Source organism: Streptomyces bacillaris (assembly GCF_003268675.1).
Lineage (GTDB): Bacteria > Actinomycetota > Actinomycetes > Streptomycetales > Streptomycetaceae > Streptomyces > Streptomyces bacillaris.
The window spans coordinates 6,898,226-6,918,126 of record NZ_CP029378.1; the positions used below are offsets into that span (position 1 = coordinate 6,898,226).

At 66.3% G+C, this 19,901-nt stretch carries 13 protein-coding genes and 3 rRNA genes; 14 read left to right on the top strand and 2 right to left on the bottom strand.

Going from position 1 to position 19,901, the window contains the following annotated elements:
- The first annotated feature begins 85 nt into the window (after positions 1 to 85).
- Both DJ476_RS30115 and DJ476_RS30120 read left to right on the top strand, forming a co-directional pair.
- Positions 86 to 2,065 (top strand): acetoacetate--CoA ligase, encoded by a 1,980-nt coding sequence (locus DJ476_RS30115; protein ID WP_103421813.1) that lies wholly within the window; start codon positions 86 to 88, stop codon positions 2,063 to 2,065.
- A 78-nt stretch (positions 2,066 to 2,143) separates the two neighbouring features.
- The gene (locus DJ476_RS30120; RefSeq protein WP_112491972.1) at positions 2,144 to 3,091 is read left to right on the top strand and encodes a hypothetical protein; all 948 of its coding nucleotides are present in this window, start codon (positions 2,144 to 2,146) and stop codon (positions 3,089 to 3,091) included.
- 78 nt (positions 3,092 to 3,169) lie between these two features.
- Here DJ476_RS30120 and ptsP read toward each other — a convergent pair whose 3' ends face one another.
- Positions 3,170 to 4,840, bottom strand: a complete 1,671-nt coding sequence (gene ptsP, locus DJ476_RS30125) for a phosphoenolpyruvate--protein phosphotransferase (protein WP_070204913.1) — start codon at positions 4,838 to 4,840, stop codon at positions 3,170 to 3,172.
- A 76-nt stretch (positions 4,841 to 4,916) separates the two neighbouring features.
- Positions 4,917 to 5,366, bottom strand: coding sequence for a PTS sugar transporter subunit IIA (locus DJ476_RS30130; protein WP_070204914.1), 450 nt, complete (start codon positions 5,364 to 5,366; stop codon positions 4,917 to 4,919).
- A 714-nt stretch (positions 5,367 to 6,080) separates the two neighbouring features.
- Here DJ476_RS30130 and DJ476_RS30135 point away from each other — a divergent pair.
- The 12 genes from DJ476_RS30135 (at position 6,081) to DJ476_RS30190 (ending at position 19,858) form a co-directional block, all read left to right on the top strand.
- Positions 6,081 to 7,608, top strand: a 16S ribosomal RNA gene (locus tag DJ476_RS30135).
- Between the two features lie 297 nt (positions 7,609 to 7,905).
- A 23S ribosomal RNA gene (locus DJ476_RS30140) occupies positions 7,906 to 11,031 on the top strand.
- A 78-nt stretch (positions 11,032 to 11,109) separates the two neighbouring features.
- A 5S ribosomal RNA gene (gene rrf / locus DJ476_RS30145) occupies positions 11,110 to 11,226 on the top strand.
- Together the 16S, 23S and 5S rRNA genes form the textbook arrangement of a ribosomal RNA operon.
- A gap of 155 nt (positions 11,227 to 11,381) precedes the next feature.
- On the top strand, positions 11,382 to 11,999 hold the full coding sequence (locus DJ476_RS30150) for a CDP-alcohol phosphatidyltransferase family protein (RefSeq protein ID WP_018492679.1): 618 nt from the start codon (positions 11,382 to 11,384) through the stop codon (positions 11,997 to 11,999).
- Between the two features lie 108 nt (positions 12,000 to 12,107).
- Entirely contained in the window at positions 12,108 to 14,603 is a 2,496-nt protein-coding gene (locus tag DJ476_RS30155; RefSeq protein WP_112491973.1) for a sugar phosphate nucleotidyltransferase, read from the top strand.
- 100 nt (positions 14,604 to 14,703) lie between these two features.
- The gene (locus DJ476_RS30160; protein ID WP_053562051.1) at positions 14,704 to 15,618 is read left to right on the top strand and encodes a DUF881 domain-containing protein; all 915 of its coding nucleotides are present in this window, start codon (positions 14,704 to 14,706) and stop codon (positions 15,616 to 15,618) included.
- The gene (locus DJ476_RS30165; RefSeq protein ID WP_003970459.1) at positions 15,615 to 15,947 is read left to right on the top strand and encodes a small basic family protein; all 333 of its coding nucleotides are present in this window, start codon (positions 15,615 to 15,617) and stop codon (positions 15,945 to 15,947) included. The genes DJ476_RS30160 and DJ476_RS30165 overlap by 4 nt, the downstream gene beginning before the upstream one ends.
- 5 nt (positions 15,948 to 15,952) lie before the next feature.
- Positions 15,953 to 16,783, top strand: coding sequence for a DUF881 domain-containing protein (locus DJ476_RS30170; RefSeq protein ID WP_112491974.1), 831 nt, complete (start codon positions 15,953 to 15,955; stop codon positions 16,781 to 16,783).
- A 190-nt stretch (positions 16,784 to 16,973) separates the two neighbouring features.
- A complete protein-coding gene (locus DJ476_RS30175) occupies positions 16,974 to 17,759 on the top strand; it encodes an FHA domain-containing protein (protein ID WP_079167433.1) in 786 nt (261 codons plus the stop codon).
- Between the two features lie 41 nt (positions 17,760 to 17,800).
- Positions 17,801 to 18,544, top strand: a complete 744-nt coding sequence (gene ftsR / locus DJ476_RS30180; RefSeq protein ID WP_103417775.1) for a transcriptional regulator FtsR — start codon at positions 17,801 to 17,803, stop codon at positions 18,542 to 18,544.
- A gap of 53 nt (positions 18,545 to 18,597) precedes the next feature.
- Positions 18,598 to 19,071 (top strand): bifunctional nuclease family protein, encoded by a 474-nt coding sequence (locus DJ476_RS30185; protein WP_006123076.1) that lies wholly within the window; start codon positions 18,598 to 18,600, stop codon positions 19,069 to 19,071.
- A gap of 169 nt (positions 19,072 to 19,240) precedes the next feature.
- Positions 19,241 to 19,858 (top strand): MerR family transcriptional regulator, encoded by a 618-nt coding sequence (locus DJ476_RS30190; RefSeq protein WP_070202474.1) that lies wholly within the window; start codon positions 19,241 to 19,243, stop codon positions 19,856 to 19,858.
- The last annotated feature ends 43 nt before the right edge of the window (positions 19,859 to 19,901 follow it).

The following is a 19,901-nucleotide window of genomic DNA, read 5'->3' on the forward strand; positions in this document are numbered from 1 at the left end:
GTCCGTGTCAGCCGCTCACGCGCACACCCCAGCCCGTGCGCGCCGACACGCCACCCGCGTACCCGTCCAGCCAGGGAGCCGCCCCATGACCGCAGCCACGCCCGACGCCCCCCTCTGGGAGCCGAGCCCGGACCGCGTCGCCGCGGCCGCCGTCACCCGCTTCCAGAGCTGGGCCGCCGACCGCTTCGGCGCCCCGGCCGAGGGCGGGTACGCGGCCCTGCACCGCTGGTCCGTCGACGAGCTGGACACCTTCTGGCAGGCGGTGGCGGAGTGGTTCGACATCCGCTTCTCCACGCCGTACGAGAGCGTCCTCGGCAACCGTGCGATGCCCGGCGCCACCTGGTTCCCCGGCGCCGCCCTCAACTACGCCGAACACGCCCTGCGCACCGCCGAGGACCCGGCCCGCGCCGACACCCCGGCCCTCCTGTACGTCGACGAGACGCACACCCAGGTCCCGATCAGCTGGTCCGACCTCCGCCGCCAGGTCGGCGCCCTGGCCGCCGAACTCCGCGCCCTCGGCGTCACCCCCGGCGACCGCGTCAGCGGCTACCTCCCCAACATCCCGCAGGCCGTCGTCGCCTTCCTCGCCACCGCGGCCGTCGGCGGCGTCTGGACCTCCTGCGCCCCCGACTTCGGCGCCCGCAGCGTCCTCGACCGGTTCCAGCAGATCGAACCCGTCGTCCTCTTCACCGTCGACGGCTACCGCTACGGCGGCAAGGAGCACGACCGTACGGAGACCGTCGCCGAACTCCGCCGCGAACTGCCCACCCTCCGCGCCGTCGTCCACATCCCGCTGCTCGGCACCGACGCCCCCGAAGGCGCCCTCGCCTGGGCCGCGCTCACCTCCGCCGACACCGAGCCGGTCTTCGAACAGGTCCCCTTCGACCACCCGCTCTGGGTCCTCTACTCCTCCGGCACCACCGGCCTGCCCAAGGCCATCGTCCAGTCCCAGGGCGGCATCCTGCTCGAACACTTCAAGCAGCTCGGCCTCCACTGCGACCTCGGCCCCGAGGACCGGTTCTTCTGGTACACCTCCACCGGCTGGATGATGTGGAACTTCCTCGTCTCCGGCCTCCTCACCGGCACCACCGTCGTCCTGTACGACGGCAGCCCCGGCTACCCCGACGTCAGCGCCCAGTGGCGGGTGGCCGAACAGACCGGCGCCACCCTCTACGGCACCTCCGCCGCCTACGTCATGGCCTGCCGCAAGGCCGACATCCACCCGGGCCGCGACTTCGACCTCTCCCGAATCCAGTGCGTCGCCACCACCGGCTCACCGCTCCCGCCCGACGGCTTCCGCTGGCTCCACGACGAGGTGGCCGACGACCTCTGGATCGCCTCGGTCAGCGGCGGCACCGACGTCTGCTCGTGCTTCGCCGGAGCCGTCCCCACCCTCCCCGTCCACATCGGGGAGCTCCAGGCCCCCTGCCTCGGCACCGACCTCCAGTCCTGGGACCCCTCGGGCAAGCCGCTCACCGACGAGGTGGGCGAACTGGTCGTCACCAACCCGCTCCCGTCCATGCCGATCCGCTTCTGGAACGACCCCGACGGCAGCCGCTACCACGACAGCTACTTCGACATGTACCCCGGCGTCTGGCGCCACGGCGACTGGATCACCATCACCGGCCGCGGCTCGGTGGTCATCCACGGCCGCTCCGACTCCACCCTCAACCGCCAGGGCGTCCGCATGGGCTCCGCCGACATCTACGAGGCCGTCGAACGGCTCCCCGAGATCCGCGAGTCCCTCGTCATCGGCCTCGAAGAGCCCGACGGCGGCTACTGGATGCCGCTCTTCGTCCACCTCGCCGAAGGCGCCACCCTCGACGACGACCTGCGCGCCGCGATCAAGGCGACCATCCGCGAGAACCTCTCCCCGCGCCACGTCCCGGACGAGGTCATCGAAGTCCCCGCCATCCCGCACACCCTCACCGGCAAGCGCATCGAGGTCCCGGTCAAGCGCCTGCTCCAGGGCACCGAGCTGGCCAAGGCGGTCAACCCGGGCTCGGTCGACAACCTCGACCTCCTCCACTTCTACGCCGAACTGGCCGCGAGCCGCCGCCGGTAACCCGTCCCGGACCGGTTGTCAGTCCCCCTGATTACGCTGAGTGAGCAAGGATTCACCGCGCACAGGGGGACATGACACATGGCGCAGCACGAGAACACCAAGCGCACCATCAAGCCGGACACCCGGCACGGCCGGAAACGCCGCACGCCACACGGCACGACCCTGCGACGCCTCCTGCGCCGCGAAGCCCCCAGCACCGTCGGCCTGCTGGCCGACGAGCAGGACTTCGCGGCCATGCGCCGCTACCGCACCTTCCCCTTCGACGACCACACCACCTACCTCCACCAGGTCGAGACCCTGCTCAAGAGCCTCACGGCCCAGGGCATCCACACCACGGTCGCCCTCTTCGACCCCGAGGAGTACGCCGAGTTCTGCGCGGAGTCCGGACTCGACGCCGACACCGGCGCCTGCCGCAGCCGCTTCACCGCCGAGATCGCCGCGGCCGGAGCCACCGTCACCTACACCGGCCAACGCCTGACCGACCTCATCCCGCTCCTGGTCTCCCGCGCGGTCCGCCAGGCCACCTGGGAGTACGCCACCCTCCTCCTCGCGGACCTCGGCGCCTGCGCCGACTGCGGCCAGGACATCGGACGCGCCGCCTTCGACCGGGCCTCCCACCTCCTCACCCGCCTGCTGGAGACGGCGGGCCCCGGCACGCACCACCTGGTCTGCTCCACCCCCACGGAGAACGACCAGCTCCTGGCGGTCCTCAACACCCACCGCGACGCGACAGGACCGGCGCGCCTCGACGCCTCGGAGGGGGCGGAGTTCGCCAGCGTCCTCGCGGTGGCCATCGCCCTGGAGACACCCGGGGGAGTGGTCCTCCGCACCAGCGCCCCCGACACCTCCGACCGCGTCCACGGCTGGCGCCTGGCGTACGGCGCCCTCGCCCCGCTCACCGCGGGCGAGGTCTTCAACGCCTACTGCACCGACGCCGACACCGGAGAGCCCGTCTCCCCGGAATCCGGCGTGGAGTACTGCGCGGGATTCGACATCGGAGCCGACCCGGCGGAACCGCACCGCTGACGCGGACACACGACAGGAGGGGCTCCCCGCCCCTCGGCGGAGAGCCCCTCCTGCACCACCACACCACCCGCGGGGTGCCTACTCGCCGGACAGCACCGCCTGAGCGGCCTTGCGGGCCTCGTCGGCGGAGTCGGCCGAGCGTGCGGCGTTCGCCGCACGCTCGCACTGCGCCAGCGTGTACTTGGCCAGCGTGGCGCGCACATAAGGAATGGACGCGGCACCCATCGAGAGCGAGGTGACCCCCAGCCCCGTCAGCACACAGGCCAGCAGCGGATCCGAAGCGGCCTCACCGCACACACCACAGCTCTTGCCCTCGGCACGAGCCGCCTCGGCGGACAGCGCCACCAGGTCCAGCAGCGCGGGCTGCCACGGATCCTGGAGCCGCGACACCGCGCCCACCTGACGGTCGGCGGCGAAGGTGTACTGCGCCAGGTCGTTGGTGCCCAGGGACAGGAACTCCACCTCCTGGAGGATCGACCGCGCCCGCAGAGCGGCCGACGGAATCTCCACCATCGCGCCGAACTTCGCCCGCAGCCCCGCCTCACGGCACGCGTCCGCGAACGCCTTGGCGTCGATGCGGTCGGCCACCATGGGCGCCATGACCTCCAGGTACACCGGCAGACCCTCGGCCGCCTTGGCCAGCGCGGTCAGCTGGGTACGCAGCACCTCGGGGTGGTCCAGCAGGCTTCGCAGCCCCCGCACACCCAGCGCCGGATTCGGCTCGTCGGCCGGCGTCAGGAAGTCCAGCGGCTTGTCGGCCCCGGCGTCCAGTACGCGGACGACGACACGCCCCTCGGGGAACGCCTCCAGCACCGCGCGGTAGGCCGCGACCTGCTTCTCCTCGGAAGGAGCCTGCTTGCTGTCGTCCAGGAAGAGGAACTCGGTGCGGAACAGCCCCACACCCTCGGCCCCCGCCTCGACGGCCGCGGGCACATCGCCCGGACCGCCGACATTGGCGAGCAGCGGCACCTTGTGCCCGTCGGAGGTGGCACCAGGACCGGTGGACGCGGACAGCGCGGCCTTACGGGCGGCAGCGGCGCTCTCCATCTCCTCCCGCTTCTCGGCGCTCGGGTTCACGAAGATCTCGCCCGTGGAGCCGTCCACCGCCACGACCGTGCCCTCGGCCAGCTCACCGGCGCCGGGCAGAGCCACCACGGCAGGCACACCGAGCGCCCGCGCCAGGATCGCGCTGTGGCTGGTCGGCCCGCCCTCCTCGGTCACGAAGCCGAGCACCAGGGTCGGGTCCAGCAGCGCGGTGTCGGCCGGAGCCAGGTCACGCGCGATCAGCACGTACGGCTCGTCGCTGTCAGGCACGCCGGGCATCGGCACCCCGAGCAGCCGCGCCACGATCCGGTTCCGTACGTCGTCGAGGTCGGCGACCCGACCCGCGAGGTACTCACCGGCGTTGGCGAGGAGCGCCCGGTACGCGGCGAACGCGTCGTACACCCCGCGCTCGGCGGTGCTGCCCACGGCGATCCGCCGCTCGACATCGGACATCAGCTCGGGGTCCTGCGCCATCATGGCCTGCGCCTCGAGCACATGCTGTGCCTCGCCGCCGGCCAGGTTGCCGCGCGCGATCAGATCGGCGGCCACGGCCTCCACCGCCTGGCGGGCGCGCCCCTGTTCGCGCTCGGCCTCCTCGGCGGGAATCGATTTGGCGGGCGGCTCCAGCACCGCCGTACCCATGTGCCGAACCTCGCCGATGGCCACACCGTGGCTCACGCCGACGCCTCGCAGCGTTGTCTCCATTTCACCCGTCTCCGGTTGTGCGGCGACCGTGTCACCGCGGTGGTTGTGCAACTGCCTTGTCACTGCGCCCGAGGAGTTACTGCCAGCCGAACAGCGCGTCGCCGACCTTCACGTCCCCGTCCTCACGGACGTCGGAGAGCGACTCGGCGGTGGCCTCCAGGGCCACGATGGGGCAGATGGGTGACTTGCCTGCGGCCTCGACGCCCGCCGGGTCCCAGCGCACGATGCTCTGACCGCGGGAGACCGTGTCCCCCTTGTTCACGAGAAGCTCGAAGCCCTCGCCGTTGAGTTGGACGGTGTCGATACCGAGGTGCGTCAGCACCCCATGCCCCTCGCTGTCGACAACGACGAACGCGTGGGGGTGGAGGGAGACGACGATGCCGTCGACGGGGGATACGGCCTCGGAGGGCTCACGTACGGGGTCGATGGCGGTACCGGGACCGACCATCGCGCCGGAGAAGACCGGGTCGGGAACCTCGGTGAGTCCGATGGCGCGGCCGGCAAGAGGGGACGTCACGTTGGTCATGGGGAGCCTCCCAGGGGGTGGAGATTCAGGTGTCGCCGCCGCGGCTGATGTGGGGACGGCGTACTGCTCAGCAGAGTAAGTCATATGAAGTCCCGGTTCCGCCCGAGACCGCCCGGTTGACAGGCCTAGGGGTGCACCGCAAGCGATTTGCCTCGATCCCCGGCGGCCTGTACTGTCGTACTCCTGCCTGACCCCAACGCGACTTTGAGTCGGGGGTCGGCGGCGACCTTCAAGCCCAGATCCTAACCATGAATGCTCCTTCGGCATGCCCGCAGGACGTGGTCAAGGAAACGGAAAAGGCCTGATAGAGTCGGACTCGCCGGAAAGGGAAAAGCGCGAAAGCGAAGAACCCCGGAAAGCGAGTAGCAGGACCCGCTTCGACCGGGATCGGACACTGGAAAGCGTCTGATAGAGTCGGAAACGCAAGACAGCAGGACACAAAAGAAGTGAATGAAGGGAAGCGCCCGGAGGGGCCCGGTGATACGGGACCGAAGGAAGCGTCCGTTCCTTGAGAACTCAACAGCGTGCCAAAAGTCAACGCCAGATATGTTGATACCCCGGCCTGCTTCGGCAGGTTGGTGGTTCCTTTGAAAAGTCCTACGGTCGCCATGTGTGGCGGTAGGCAATACACAGCGAGGACGCTGTGAACGACGGGTCTTATTCCGACCTTGTTGTTCCGCTCTCGTGATGTGTGCACCCGATTACGGGTAAACATTCACGGAGAGTTTGATCCTGGCTCAGGACGAACGCTGGCGGCGTGCTTAACACATGCAAGTCGAACGATGAAGCCGCTTCGGTGGTGGATTAGTGGCGAACGGGTGAGTAACACGTGGGCAATCTGCCCTTCACTCTGGGACAAGCCCTGGAAACGGGGTCTAATACCGGATAATACTCTGTTCCGCATGGAACGGGGTTGAAAGCTCCGGCGGTGAAGGATGAGCCCGCGGCCTATCAGCTTGTTGGTGGGGTAATGGCCTACCAAGGCGACGACGGGTAGCCGGCCTGAGAGGGCGACCGGCCACACTGGGACTGAGACACGGCCCAGACTCCTACGGGAGGCAGCAGTGGGGAATATTGCACAATGGGCGAAAGCCTGATGCAGCGACGCCGCGTGAGGGATGACGGCCTTCGGGTTGTAAACCTCTTTCAGCAGGGAAGAAGCGCAAGTGACGGTACCTGCAGAAGAAGCGCCGGCTAACTACGTGCCAGCAGCCGCGGTAATACGTAGGGCGCAAGCGTTGTCCGGAATTATTGGGCGTAAAGAGCTCGTAGGCGGCTTGTCACGTCGGATGTGAAAGCCCGGGGCTTAACCCCGGGTCTGCATTCGATACGGGCTAGCTAGAGTGTGGTAGGGGAGATCGGAATTCCTGGTGTAGCGGTGAAATGCGCAGATATCAGGAGGAACACCGGTGGCGAAGGCGGATCTCTGGGCCATTACTGACGCTGAGGAGCGAAAGCGTGGGGAGCGAACAGGATTAGATACCCTGGTAGTCCACGCCGTAAACGTTGGGAACTAGGTGTTGGCGACATTCCACGTCGTCGGTGCCGCAGCTAACGCATTAAGTTCCCCGCCTGGGGAGTACGGCCGCAAGGCTAAAACTCAAAGGAATTGACGGGGGCCCGCACAAGCAGCGGAGCATGTGGCTTAATTCGACGCAACGCGAAGAACCTTACCAAGGCTTGACATATACCGGAAAGCATCAGAGATGGTGCCCCCCTTGTGGTCGGTATACAGGTGGTGCATGGCTGTCGTCAGCTCGTGTCGTGAGATGTTGGGTTAAGTCCCGCAACGAGCGCAACCCTTGTTCTGTGTTGCCAGCATGCCTTTCGGGGTGATGGGGACTCACAGGAGACTGCCGGGGTCAACTCGGAGGAAGGTGGGGACGACGTCAAGTCATCATGCCCCTTATGTCTTGGGCTGCACACGTGCTACAATGGCCGGTACAATGAGCTGCGATGCCGTGAGGCGGAGCGAATCTCAAAAAGCCGGTCTCAGTTCGGATTGGGGTCTGCAACTCGACCCCATGAAGTCGGAGTTGCTAGTAATCGCAGATCAGCATTGCTGCGGTGAATACGTTCCCGGGCCTTGTACACACCGCCCGTCACGTCACGAAAGTCGGTAACACCCGAAGCCGGTGGCCCAACCCCTTGTGGGAGGGAGCTGTCGAAGGTGGGACTGGCGATTGGGACGAAGTCGTAACAAGGTAGCCGTACCGGAAGGTGCGGCTGGATCACCTCCTTTCTAAGGAGCATCTAGATTCCGTAAGGAATCGAGAGCCACTACGTCGGCAAATGTTCGACGGTGGTCAGCTCATGGGTGGAACGTTGACTATTCGGCACGATCAATCGGTTTCTGTCAGTACTGCTTCGGCGTGGAACACAGAGGACGAGGGATTGTGTCGGGCACGTTGTTGGGTGTCTGAGGGTGCGGCCGTAAGGTTGTTCCTTCTGATCCGGCCCCAGTGAACTCGTCCTCAGGGACGGGGTGGTGGGTGGCTGGTCGTTGTTTGAGAACTGCACAGTGGACGCGAGCATCTGTGGCCAAGTTTTTAAGGGCGCACGGTGGATGCCTTGGCACCAGGAACCGATGAAGGACGTGGGAGGCCACGATAGTCCCCGGGGAGCTGTCAACCAAGCTTTGATCCGGGGGTTTCCGAATGGGGAAACCCGGCAGTCGTCATGGGCTGTCACCCGCTGCTGAACACATAGGCAGTGTGGAGGGAACGAGGGGAAGTGAAACATCTCAGTACCCTCAGGAAGAGAAAACAACCGTGATTCCGGGAGTAGTGGCGAGCGAAACTGGATGAGGCCAAACCGTATGCGTGTGATACCCGGCAGGGGTTGCGTATGCGGGGTTGTGGGAGTTCTCTTTTGCGGTCTGCCGGCCGTGAGACGAGTCAGAAACCGTTGATGTAGGCGAAGGACATGCGAAAGGTCCGGCGTAGAGGGTAAGACCCCCGTAGCTGAAACATTGACGGCTCGTTTGAGAATCACCCAAGTAGCACGGGGCCCGAGAAATCCCGTGTGAATCTGGCGGGACCACCCGCTAAGCCTAAATATTCCCTGGTGACCGATAGCGGATAGTACCGTGAGGGAATGGTGAAAAGTACCGCGGGAGCGGAGTGAAATAGTACCTGAAACCGTGTGCCTACAAGCCGTGGGAGCGTCGCTGGCAGCACTTGTGCTGTCAGTCGTGACTGCGTGCCTTTTGAAGAATGAGCCTGCGAGTTAGCGGTGTGTAGCGAGGTTAACCCGTGTGGGGAAGCCGTAGCGAAAGCGAGTCCGAACAGGGCGTTTGAGTTGCACGCTCTAGACCCGAAGCGGAGTGATCTAGCCATGGGCAGGTTGAAGCGGAGGTAAGACTTCGTGGAGGACCGAACCCACCAGGGTTGAAAACCTGGGGGATGACCTGTGGTTAGGGGTGAAAGGCCAATCAAACTCCGTGATAGCTGGTTCTCCCCGAAATGCATTTAGGTGCAGCGTCGTGTGTTTCTTGCCGGAGGTAGAGCACTGGATAGGCGATGGGCCCTACCGGGTTACTGACCTTAGCCAAACTCCGAATGCCGGTAAGTGAGAGCGCGGCAGTGAGACTGTGGGGGATAAGCTCCATGGTCGAGAGGGAAACAGCCCAGAGCATCGACTAAGGCCCCTAAGCGTACGCTAAGTGGGAAAGGATGTGGAGTCGCAGAGACAACCAGGAGGTTGGCTTAGAAGCAGCCACCCTTGAAAGAGTGCGTAATAGCTCACTGGTCAAGTGATTCCGCGCCGACAATGTAGCGGGGCTCAAGCGTACCGCCGAAGTCGTGTCATTCATACACATATCCTCAACGGGAGTATGGATGGGTAGGGGAGCGTCGTGTGCCGGGTGAAGCAGCCGCGGAAGCGAGTTGTGGACGGTTCACGAGTGAGAATGCAGGCATGAGTAGCGATACACACGTGAGAAACGTGTGCGCCGATTGACTAAGGGTTCCTGGGTCAAGCTGATCTGCCCAGGGTAAGTCGGGACCTAAGGCGAGGCCGACAGGCGTAGTCGATGGACAACCGGTTGATATTCCGGTACCCGCTTTGAAACGCCCAGTACTGAATCAGGCGATGCTAAGTCCGTGAAGCCGGCCCGATCTCTTCGGAGTTGAGGGTAGTGGTGGAGCCGATGAACCAGACTTGTAGTAGGTAAGCGATGGGGTGACGCAGGAAGGTAGTCCAGCCCGGGCGGTGGTTGTCCCGGGGTAAGGGTGTAGGACGCACGGTAGGTAAATCCGTCGTGCATATAAGTCTGAGACCTGATGCCGAGCCGATTGTGGTGAAGTGGATGATCCTATGCTGTCGAGAAAAGCCTCTAGCGAGTTTCATGGCGGCCCGTACCCTAAACCGACTCAGGTGGTCAGGTAGAGAATACCGAGGCGTTCGGGTGAACTATGGTTAAGGAACTCGGCAAAATGCCCCCGTAACTTCGGGAGAAGGGGGGCCACGCCTGGTGATCGGACTTGCTCCGTGAGCTGGGGGTGGCCGCAGAGACCAGCGAGAAGCGACTGTTTACTAAAAACACAGGTCCGTGCGAAGCCGTAAGGCGATGTATACGGACTGACGCCTGCCCGGTGCTGGAACGTTAAGGGGACCGGTTAGCTGCTCTTCGGGGTGGCGAAGCTGAGAACTTAAGCGCCAGTAAACGGCGGTGGTAACTATAACCATCCTAAGGTAGCGAAATTCCTTGTCGGGTAAGTTCCGACCTGCACGAATGGCGTAACGACTTCTCGACTGTCTCAACCATAGGCCCGGTGAAATTGCACTACGAGTAAAGATGCTCGTTTCGCGCAGCAGGACGGAAAGACCCCGGGACCTTTACTATAGTTTGATATTGGTGTTCGGTTCGGCTTGTGTAGGATAGGTGGGAGACTGTGAAGCGGCCACGCCAGTGGTTGTGGAGTCGTCGTTGAAATACCACTCTGGTCGTGCTGGATGTCTAACCTGGGTCCGTGATCCGGATCAGGGACAGTGTCTGATGGGTAGTTTAACTGGGGCGGTTGCCTCCTAAAGAGTAACGGAGGCGCCCAAAGGTTCCCTCAGCCTGGTTGGTAATCAGGTGTTGAGTGTAAGTGCACAAGGGAGCTTGACTGTGAGACCGACGGGTCGAGCAGGGACGAAAGTCGGGACTAGTGATCCGGCAGTGGCTTGTGGAAGCGCTGTCGCTCAACGGATAAAAGGTACCCCGGGGATAACAGGCTGATCTTCCCCAAGAGTCCATATCGACGGGATGGTTTGGCACCTCGATGTCGGCTCGTCGCATCCTGGGGCTGGAGTCGGTCCCAAGGGTTGGGCTGTTCGCCCATTAAAGCGGTACGCGAGCTGGGTTTAGAACGTCGTGAGACAGTTCGGTCCCTATCCGCTGTGCGCGTAGGAATATTGAGAAGGGCTGTCCCTAGTACGAGAGGACCGGGACGGACGAACCTCTGGTGTGCCAGTTGTTCTGCCAAGGGCATGGCTGGTTGGCTACGTTCGGAAAGGATAACCGCTGAAAGCATCTAAGCGGGAAGCCTGCTTCGAGATGAGTATTCCCACCCTCTTGAGGGGTTAAGGCTCCCAGTAGACGACTGGGTTGATAGGCCAGATGTGGAAGCCCTGTGAGGGGTGGAGCTGACTGGTACTAATAGGCCGAGGGCTTGTCCTCAGTTGCTCGCGTCCACTGTGTTAGTTCTGAAATAACGAACAGCCGTGATTACACCCGGTGTTCAAATTTTCATAGTGTTTCGGTGGTCATTGCGTTAGGGAAACGCCCGGTTACATTCCGAACCCGGAAGCTAAGCCTTTCAGCGCCGATGGTACTGCAGGGGGGACCCTGTGGGAGAGTAGGACGCCGCCGAACAATTTTTGTGGGAAAGCCCCGCACCGTATGGTGCGGGGCTTTCCTGCGTTCTGCCCCTCCCCAGCGCTCTGCCCCTACCCCTGTGCGGGTGGCGACCGAGGGTAAGGGTAAGGTCGGGGGGCATCATTCGCACGTTCTTCACAGGAGGCCCCCGGGTGGAGGTCCAGGAGACTCGGGTCCAGACGGATCGGGTCCTCACCATCCCCAACATCCTCAGCATGGCTCGCCTTGTCGGGGTACCGCTCTTCCTGTGGCTGATTCTCCGCCCCGTGTTCGGCGGCCCCAACAGCGATGGCTGGGCGCTGCTGGTGCTGATGCTCAGTGGCATCAGCGACTACCTGGACGGCAAGCTCGCCCGGCGGTGGAACCAGATCAGCAGCCTCGGCCGGCTCCTGGACCCGGCTGCCGACCGGCTCTACATCCTCTCCACCCTTCTCGGCCTCACCTGGCGCGAGATCCTGCCGCTCTGGCTCACCGCCGCCCTTCTGGCCCGTGAGCTGATGCTGCTCGTGATGGTGGCAATCCTGCGACGCCACGGCTATCCGCCGCCGCAGGTCAACTTCCTCGGAAAAGCTGCAACCTTCAACCTGATGTACGCCTTCCCCTTGTTGCTGCTCAGCGACGGGAGTGGTTGGCTGGCTACTGTGGCCGCCGTTTTCGGATGGGCGTTCGCAGGATGGGGTACAACTCTGTATTGGTGGGCAGGGATCCTCTACGTGGTCCAGGTCCGCCGACTCGTCAAGGCGGATGCAGTAGCCGATCCAGCTCGTTGATGTGGTGCCGTGCAGTGTGGCCGGCCCCTGGTCTGATGTCTTGAGTGCGTGATGCCCCGACGGGCGAAATCGGCTGACCGTCGTCTCTTCTAGGAGGACGTTTCCGACATGAAGGCCGTCGTGATGGCTGGTGGCGAAGGCACACGCCTGCGCCCCATGACCTCGAGCATGCCCAAGCCGCTCCTGCCCGTGGCCAATCGGCCGATCATGGAGCATGTACTGCGGCTTCTCAAGAGGCATGGGCTCAATGAGACCGTAGTGACCGTCCAGTTCCTCGCCTCCCTCGTCAAGAATTACTTCGGGGACGGCGAGGAGCTCGGGATGGAGCTCACCTATGCCAACGAGGAGAAGCCACTCGGCACCGCAGGGAGTGTGAAGAACGCCGAGGAGGCGTTGAAGGACGACACCTTCCTCGTCATTTCCGGTGACGCGCTCACCGACTTCGACCTCACCGATCTCATCGCCTTCCACAAGGAGAAGGGCGGACTCGTCACGGTCTGTCTGACCCGGGTCCCCAATCCGCTGGAATTCGGCATCACCATCGTGGACGAGAACGGTCAGGTCGAGCGCTTCCTGGAGAAGCCGACCTGGGGCCAGGTCTTTTCCGACACCGTGAACACGGGCATCTACGTCATGGAGCCCGAGGTCTTCGACTACGTCCAGGCCGACACCTCCGTCGACTGGTCCGGTGATGTCTTCCCCCAGCTGATGAAGGAAGGCAAGCCGATCTACGGCTATATCGCCGAGGGCTACTGGGAGGACGTGGGCACGCACGAGAGCTATGTGAAGGCCCAGGCCGACGTGCTCGAGCGCAAGGTCGACGTCGAACTCGACGGCTTCGAGATCTCGCCCGGGGTGTGGGTGGCCGAAGGAGCGGAGGTCCACCCCGACGCCGTACTGCGCGGGCCGCTGTACATCGGTGACTACGCCAAGGTCGAAGCGGACGTGGAGATCCGCGAGCACACGGTCGTGGGCTCCAACGTCGTCGTCAAGACGGGTGCCTTTCTCCATAAGGCCGTGGTCCACGACAACGTCTACATCGGACAGCACAGCAACCTCCGCGGCTGCGTCGTCGGGAAGAACACCGACATCATGCGGGCGGCCCGGATCGAGGACGGCGCTGTCATCGGTGACGAATGCCTGGTCGGCGAGGAGTCGATCATCCAGGGCAATGTGCGGGTGTACCCGTTCAAGACCATCGAGGCCGGCGCGTTCGTCAACACCTCGGTGATCTGGGAGTCCCGGGGCCAGGCGCACCTCTTCGGGGCGCGCGGTGTCTCCGGCATCCTGAACGTCGAGATCACCCCCGAGCTGGCGGTCCGGCTGGCGGGCGCCTACGCCACGACCCTCAAGAAGGGGTCGACGGTCACCACCGCCCGTGACCACTCCCGAGGCGCGCGGGCGCTCAAGAGGGCCGTGATCTCGGCCCTCCAGGCCAGCGCCATCGACGTACGGGACCTGGAGAACGTACCGCTGCCCGTCGCCCGGCAGCAGACGGCGCGGGGGAGCGCGGGCGGCATCATGATCCGTACGTCGCCGGGGGTGCCCGACTCGGTGGACATCATGTTCATCGACGAGCGGGGCGCCGACCTCTCGCAGGCGCAGCAGCGCAAGCTGGACCGGGTCTACGCCCGGCAGGAGTACCGCAGGGCATTCCCCGGCGAGATCGGGGACCTGCACTTCCCGTCCAGCGTCTTCGACTCGTACACCGGCTCCCTCCTCCGCAACGTCGACATCGCGGGCATCGCCGACTCCGGGCTCAAGGTCGTCGTGGACGCCTCCAACGGGTCGGCCGGGCTCGTTCTGCCCAGCCTCCTCGGGCGGCTCGGTGTGGACGCGCTGACGATCAACCCCGGCCTCGACGAGTCGCGGCCCACCGAGTCCGCCGAGACCCGCCGCGCCGGCCTCGTACGCCTCGGGGAGATCGTCTCCTCGGCGCGGGCCGCCTTCGGCGTGCGGTTCGACCCGGTCGGTGAGCGGCTCTCCCTCGTGGACGAGCTGGGGCGGATCATCGAGGACGACCGGGCCCTGCTGGTGATGCTGGACCTCGTCGCCGCCGAGCGGCGCAGCGGACGCGTCGCCCTGCCGGTGACCACCACGCGTGTGGCCGAGCAGGTTGCCGCGTACCACGGCACGCAGGTGGAATGGACGACCACCTCGCCCGACGACCTGACCCGGGTGGGCCGCGAGGAAACCACCATCTTCGGGGGAGACGGGCGCGGCGGGTTCATCGTTCCCGAATTCAGCAGTGTCTTCGACGGGACGGCCGCCTTCGTCCGGCTGATCGGTCTCGTCGCGCGGACCCAGCTCACCCTGAGCCAGATCGACGCCCGCATCCCCCGGGCCCATGTGCTGCGCCGGGACCTCGCGACGCCGTGGGCGGTCAAGGGGCTCGTCATGCGCCGGGTCGTCGAGGCGGCCGGGGACCGCTGCGTGGACACCACCGACGGCGTCCGGGTGGTCGAGGCGGACGGGCGGTGGATCATGGTGCTGCCGGACCGGGCGGAGGCCGTCACCCATCTGTGGGCGGAGGGCCCGGACGACGCCTCGGCGCAGGCGCTGCTCGACGAGTGGTCCGCCGTCGTGGAGAGCGCGGGCGAGTGACCTGCTGAGGCCGGTGCACCAGAACTCCCCGCCGGGGGCGTTCCGGTGCACCGGTGGGGCCATTCGGCGGCAGCCGTGGTGACGTGCGACGATGTGCGGCATGTCGCAGCAGCCCCCCGATCGGAGCACACCCTCGCCGCCCGCACGCCCCGACGCCTCCATGTCGCTGCTGAACAACGTGATGGACCACAGCCTCGACGAGGGGTACGCGGAGGCCTCGGCCCGCCGCAAGGCCGACGGGAGCGCCGGGCTGCCCCGTACGCTCAGGTCGAAGCTGTGGCTCGCCGCCGGTCTGGTGGTGGCCGCCCTCGTGGTGACCCTCGGTGCCGCCGAGGCGCGGGTTTCCGCCCCGGTCGTCGCCAAGGAGCGCGAGGAGCTGATCGACCGGATCAACGCCGAGACGCGGGCCGCCGACACCCTGGAGTCCGAGGTCGATGCGCTCCGCCACGACGTGAGCGAGCGGCAGCGCAAGGCCCTGGAGCAGCACGGTGGGGACCAGGGGGAGCTGGTGGCCCTGCTCTCCGGGGCGACCCCGGTGGAGGGGCCCGGGGTGAAGCTCGTCGTGGACGACGCCAAGAACACCGATCAGGGCGGCGGCGGGCCCCGTGAGTCGTCGAGCTTCGCCGACACCGGCCGGGTGCGCGACCGGGACATGCAGCGGGTCGTCAACGGTCTCTGGGAGGCCGGCGCCGAGGCCATCGCCATCAATGGGCAAAGGCTGACGGCACTGTCGGCGATCCGCGCCGCGGGCGACGCCATACTGGTCGACAACCGGCCGCTGGTCCCGCCGTACACGGTGCTCGCGGTGGGGGACGGGAAGAACCTCGCCGCCGCGTTCCGGGACAGTGCCGACGGCCAGTACCTCAACGCGCTCAAGGAGAGCTTCGACATCCGCACCAGCTTGTCCGATCAGGCGAAGGTGCGGCTCCCCGCTGCCCCCAGCCTGATCGTCCGTACAGCAGAGCCGAAGGCCGCCGGCAGTGATGCGGCAGAATCAGGGAAGGGCACATCGTGATCGCCGTACTGGGCCTCGTCGTGGGAGTCGTGGTCGGACTGTTGGTCCGGCCCGAGGTACCGGCGGTGGTCGAGCCCTATCTCCCGATCGCCGTGGTCGCCGCGCTGGACGCGGTCTTCGGAGGTCTGCGGGCCATGCTCGACGGCATCTTCGTCGACAAGGTCTTCGTGGTGTCGTTCCTCTCCAACGTCGTCGTCGCCGCGCTGATCGTGTTCCTCGGCGACAAACTGGGTGTCGGCGCTCAGCTCTCCACCGGTGTGGTGGTCGTGCTCGGCATCCGGATCTTCTCCAACGCCGCCGCGATCCGCCGGCACGTCTTCCGGGCTTGAGGCCGATGAACCACGACGAGAACCCCCGCAGCGAACAGCCGGAGCAGCCGGAGCAGCCGAAAACCGTCCCGCCCGCCGCCCCGGACGCCCCCGCGCGGCCGCCCGCGGCCGAGGAGGTCTCCGGGCGTCAGCGGCTGCTGGCGGGCCTCTGGCCGCCGCGGGTGAGCCGGGCTCAACTCATCGTCGCCGTGCTGCTGTTCGGGCTTGGTCTGGGACTGGCCATCCAGGTGCGGTCCACCGGGGACGACAGCGCCCTGCGTGGTGCACGCCAGGAGGACCTGGTCCGGATCCTCGACGAGGTCGATGACCGCACCCAGCGCCTGGAGGACGAGAAACAGCGCCTGGACGACCAGCGCACCGAGCTGGAGAACAGCTCCGACCAGGCCGAGGAGGCCCGGAAGCAGACGCTGGAGAAGGAACGGCAGCTGGGGATCCTCGCGGGTACGGTGGCGGCCCAGGGGCCCGGGATCACGCTGACGATCAGCGACCCGTCCGGCGCGGTCGCGGCCGACAAGCTCCTCGACACCGTCCAGGAGCTGCGTGCGGCCGGGGCCGAGGCCATCGAGGTCAACGGCGTCCGGGTGGTGGCCGATACGTACTTCGCCGGTGAGGGGGGTGACATCCAGGTGGACGGCAAGAAGATCGAAGCACCGTACGAGTTCAAGGTCATCGGCAAGCCGCAGGACCTGGAGCCCGCCCTCAACATTCCCGGCGGTGTGGTGCAGACGCTGGAGAAGGAGCAGGCCACCGCCGTGGTGGAGCGCTCCGAGGACATCGTCGTCGACGCCTTGCGAGCGGCGAAGCGGCCTGACTACGCTCGGTCGTCGTCCCCGTGATCGCGCCGGGCCGGAGTGCCGGTGGACGAGGGCGGGGGGTTGCGGGGGGTCGGCGCACCGGATTGGTGGTGCGTGGTGGAAACTGTCGGGTGGATACGGACGTTGTGAAGATGTCCGGGTCGGCAGGTGTGTTCATTCAGGGTTCGTCCTGCCCCACGGGCGGGTCTATGTCGGTCAAGGGGAATCGCCCGTGAAGTTGTTTGCGAAGTTGTTCGGGAAGAGCGCACGCGAGGACAGCAACAGTGCTGCCCGCCACCGCGCTCCGCGCCACGGCCAGGGCGGCGAGCAGGAGGCGGAGCGTCCGCTCTTCCGCGATGAGGTGTCCGGTGGCGGTGCTCCGGGTGGTCCCGGCGTGTCGTCCGTTGACCCTGCCGGTGCCGGGCGCATAGGTTTCGGCGAACCATCAGCCTCGAGTACGGGTGGAGGGTTCACCCCGGAGGGCTCGTCGATGCCGGTCTGTACGAGGTGCGGCCACCGCAACGCGGAGGCCAGCCGTTTCTGCTCCAACTGCGGTACGCCGCTGCGGGGCGGTGTCCCCGAGCGCGCCTCGGAGACGACGTCCACGATCTCCATCTCCGGTCTTGAGGCGTACGACGCCGAGGCGACGGGCCAGACGGCGCTGCCCTCGCTCTCCCCGGAGGCCCAGGCCGCCGTCGACGCGCTCCCCGGCGGCTCGGCGCTGCTGGTCGTGCGCCGCGGCCCGAACTCCGGCAGCCGTTTCCTGCTCGACAGCGATCTCACGACCGCCGGCCGTCACCCCCAGAGCGACATCTTCCTCGACGACGTGACCGTGTCGCGGCGTCATGTGGAGTTCCACAGGGGTCCGGACGGTAGCTTCACCGTGGGTGACGTCGGCAGTCTCAACGGCACCTATGTCAACCGTGAGCGCATCGATTCGGTCCTGCTGTCCAACGGCGACGAAGTCCAGATCGGGAAGTACCGTCTGGTCTTCTATGCGAGCCCGCGGGGCGTGTGACCAGCCCTCGGAACCGTCCGGGGGGACCCCCAGGAAGGCCCATGCTGCGAACACCGACAGGCGGTGCCGGTGACGGCACCGCCACCGCGGACACGCGCTGGGTGAGCATCGGTACGGTGCTCACCCGGCTGCGCGAAGAGTTTCCGGAAGTGACGATTTCCAAGATCCGCTTCCTGGAGGCCGAGGGGCTCGTCGAGCCGCAGCGGACTCCGTCCGGCTACCGGAAGTTCGCTCCCGGTGACGTGGAGCGGCTGGCCCAGGTCCTCCGGATGCAGCGGGACCACTATCTGCCGCTCAAGGTCATCCGGGAGTACCTGGACGCCCTCGCCCGGGGTGAGCAGCCCGTACTGCCCTCGCCGGGCACGCAGCGGGATCTCGGCGACGCTGTGTGGGAGTCCGGACCCGGGGCGGCGACCGCCGCCCGGATCGGGCGTGCCGAGCTGCTGGCGGCCGCCCAGGTCGACGAGGAGCAGCTGGCGGAGTGGGAGTCCTACGGGCTCATCGTCGCGGCTCCCGAGGGCGGCTACGACGCCGAGATGGTGACCGTGGCGAAGCTGGTGGCCGATCTCGGCCGCTTCGGCCTGGAGCCGCGCCATCTGCGGGCCATGCGGGCCTCCGCCGACCGTGAGGCGGGCCTGGTCGAGCAGCTGGTCGCGCCGCTGCGCCTGCACCGGAATCCGCAGACCAGAGCCCATGCCGAGGCCACGGCGAACGAGCTGGCCGAACTCTCCGTACGGCTGCACGCCGCGCTCGTCCAGACCGCTCTGCGCAGCCGTCTGCACTGAGGTCGGCGGAGCCCGACTACCCAAACATGGCGAGCACGTCCTAGGGTTGCTGTGTGAACGAGCTCGACGTTGTCGGTGTCCGGGTGGAAATGCCCTCCAACCAACCGATCGTTCTCCTGCGTGAAGTGGGAGGCGACCGGTACCTCCCCATTTGGATCGGTCCTGGGGAGGCGACCGCCATTGCCTTCGCCCAGCAGGGCATGGCTCCGGCCAGGCCGCTGACCCATGACCTGTTCAAGGATGTGCTCGAGGCCGTGGGCCAGGAGCTGACCGAGGTCCGGATCACGGACCTCCGCGAAGGGGTCTTCTACGCGGAGCTGGTCTTCGCCAGCGGGGTCGAGGTGAGCGCCCGGCCCTCCGACGCCATAGCGCTCGCCCTGCGGACCGGCACGCCGATCTACGGCAGTGACGGTGTGCTGGACGACGCGGGCATCGCGATCCCCGACGAGCAGGAGGACGAGGTGGAGAAGTTCCGCGAATTCCTCGACCAGATCTCACCGGAGGACTTCGGGACCAACAGCCAGTGACGCCCCCGCAGGGGGTTCTGTCAGCGCATTCGAGAAGCCTTTCCCGGAAGTCGGACACGGGAAACCACCCTCAGGGTGATTATCACTCGGCGTGCCGAGTGTGGCGATCGTTGACGCACCCCCAGTGACTGCCTACCTTCGAGTGGGCAGGTCAAGGACGGAGGTCGGCGTGAGAAGCAGCGGCGACGGTACGGCGGCGGGTGGGCCGTATCCGCAGCACGGCAGTGGAGCCGACCACGCCATCAGGCAGCCGGCTGCGCCGGCCGCGGTGGCGACGGACGGTGTGGCAGCGGCGAGCGATATCGGCTATCGCGGACCGACGGCGTGCGCGGCGGCGGGGATCACCTACCGCCAGCTGGACTACTGGGCGCGTACGGGGCTGGTGGAGCCGAGCGTCCGGCCGGCCTACGGGTCGGGGACCCAGCGTCTCTACAGTTTCCGGGACGTGGTCCTCCTCAAGATCGTCAAGCGGTTCCTGGACACCGGGGTCGCTCTGCAGAACATCCGCACCACGGTCCAGCACCTGCGGGCCCGGGGCTTCCAGGACCTCGAACGCATGACTCTGATGAGCGACGGGGCGACGGTCTACGAGTGCTCCTCGCCGGACGAGGTCGTCAGCCTCCTCCAGGGCGGTCAGGGCGTCTTCGGGATCGCCGTGGGTGTCGTCTGGCGGGATGTGGACGCGGCGCTCTCCCAGCTCCACGGCGAGCGGGTCGACACCGGTGAGACCCTCATCGGCCACAACCCGGCCGACGAGCTGGCCCGGCGCCGCAACCGCGCCGGGTGAGCGGCTGAGCGGACGGAACGGGGCGGCCCGGCACTCCACGGAG

Coding starts and splice junctions, on each gene's coding strand:
- DJ476_RS30115 (WP_103421813.1), top strand. CDS start 86: ATGACCGCAGCCACGCCCGACGCCCCCCTCTGGGAGCCGAGCCCGGAC.
- DJ476_RS30120 (WP_112491972.1), top strand. CDS start 2,144: ATGGCGCAGCACGAGAACACCAAGCGCACCATCAAGCCGGACACCCGG.
- ptsP (WP_070204913.1), bottom strand. CDS start 4,840: ATGGAGACAACGCTGCGAGGCGTCGGCGTGAGCCACGGTGTGGCCATC.
- DJ476_RS30130 (WP_070204914.1), bottom strand. CDS start 5,366: ATGACCAACGTGACGTCCCCTCTTGCCGGCCGCGCCATCGGACTCACC.
- DJ476_RS30155 (WP_112491973.1), top strand. CDS start 12,108: ATGAAGGCCGTCGTGATGGCTGGTGGCGAAGGCACACGCCTGCGCCCC.
- DJ476_RS30160 (WP_053562051.1), top strand. CDS start 14,704: ATGTCGCAGCAGCCCCCCGATCGGAGCACACCCTCGCCGCCCGCACGC.
- DJ476_RS30170 (WP_112491974.1), top strand. CDS start 15,953: ATGAACCACGACGAGAACCCCCGCAGCGAACAGCCGGAGCAGCCGGAG.
- ftsR (WP_103417775.1), top strand. CDS start 17,801: ATGCTGCGAACACCGACAGGCGGTGCCGGTGACGGCACCGCCACCGCG.